This window comes from Shuttleworthella sp., assembly GCF_057251025.1.
Map to the genome: position 1 here is coordinate 1 of NZ_DBHIDN010000055.1, position 1,666 is coordinate 1,666.

Consider the following 1,666-nt stretch of genomic DNA (forward strand, 5'->3'; position numbering starts at 1 on the left):
CCCACGACACCGACAACCCCATGGCCCTCGTGATGCCCGGGTGCTCGGACCTGAGGCCAACGCTGCCGGGAGGGGCGGTGGTGACGTGATTTCCTACCCACGCGAACTCACGAAGCCATGAAAAATACGGGGAAGATCAGATGACCCATGCAGTAGCAGTAGGCCCTTCGACTTCAGGTGCTTGCAGGCCAAATCACATGGTTTCTTGACGTACATTTTTCCAAAACATAATAGTATGGAGGTGTAGGTATAGGGATGCAAAAGGGTGTTTAGTCTTTGCACGTTTCAGGCGGTGCTTCGAAAAAGGAGGTAGCCATGCTAGTCAAATTCCCATTTGGAAGAGAGAAGGTCGAGCTTACGCTTCCGGACTCCACGTCGGTCTTGGAGTCGAAGGCGGTGGAGTACGTCCCCAAGGGTTCCCAGGAGGAGCTGGTGCAGGAGGCCTTGGAGCATCCCATCGGGAGTGCGCGCGTCTGCGAGCTCGCAGAGGGCAAGAAGAACATCGTGATCATCACGTCAGATCACACAAGGCCCGTCCCCAGCAAGGTCACCCTTCCCCTTTATCTGAAGGAAATTAGGAAAAATAACCCCGACTGTAACATTACGATCCTGATTGCCACCGGGTTCCACAGGCCCACGACCAAGGAAGAGATGATCGACAAGTTCGGCGAGGACCTGGTCAAGAACGAGAAGTTCGTGATTCACGAGTCCGAGAAGGACGAGGACATGGTTCACCTCGGCACCCTTCCCTCGGGCGGAAGCCTCCTGATCAACAAGCTCGCCGTAGAGGCTGACCTTTTGGTTTCCGAGGGCTTCATCGAGCCCCATTTCTTTGCGGGCTTTTCCGGCGGCAGGAAGTCCATCCTTCCGGGCATCGCATCCCAGAAGACGGTCTTTGCGAACCATTGCTCTACCTTCATTGCGTCCGACAAGTCGCGGACCGGCGTCTTGGATGGCAACCTGATCCACAAGGACATGCTGTTTGCTGCCGAGCAGGCAAAGCTTGCCTTCATACTGAACGTCGCGATTGACGCGGACAAGAAGGTGATCGCCGCCTTTGCGGGAGATCCGACCGAGGCTCACGAGACCGGCTGCAAGTTCGTGAAGGATCTCTCCTCGGTGGACGGTGTGGACGCGGACATCGTGATCACCACCAACGGCGGATATCCACTGGACCAGAACATCTACCAGTCCGTCAAGAGCATGACCGCCGCAGAGGCGTGCTGCAACAAGGACGGCATCATCATAGAGATGTCCAAGTGCAACGATGGGCACGGGGGAGAGGGCTTCTACCAGACCTTCAAGAATGCCGCTTCCGCCAAGGAAGTCGAGGACATGATCCTGAAGGTCAAGATGGAGGACACCATCGCAGACCAGTGGGAGAGCCAGATCCTCGCCCGTATCCTCTCGCGCCATGAGGTGCTGTACGTGGCGGATCCATCCGCGAAGCAGATCCTCGAGGACATGCACATTCGCTTCGTGCCGACCCTTCAGGAGGCGCTAGACATCGCTGTGAAGGAGAAGGGCGAGAACGCCAAGATAGCCGTGATCCCCGAGGGCATCTCCGTTATCGTGAAGCCCTGCAGCGCATAGCTTGGAGATGTCAGCGAGGCCGTCGCTACAGTCTCGCTGACATGAGGGCCGATTGAGCACGGGTCCCATCGGG

Annotated in this window: 1 protein-coding gene; it reads left to right on the forward strand. The window is 57.1% G+C overall.

The window, feature by feature from the left end; genetic code table 11:
- The first annotated feature begins 315 nt into the window (after window positions 1–315).
- Entirely contained in the window at window positions 316–1,593 is a 1,278-nt protein-coding gene (larA, locus tag ACO5R6_RS07620) for a nickel-dependent lactate racemase (RefSeq protein ID WP_050341369.1), read from the forward strand.
- The last annotated feature ends 73 nt before the right edge of the window (window positions 1,594–1,666 follow it).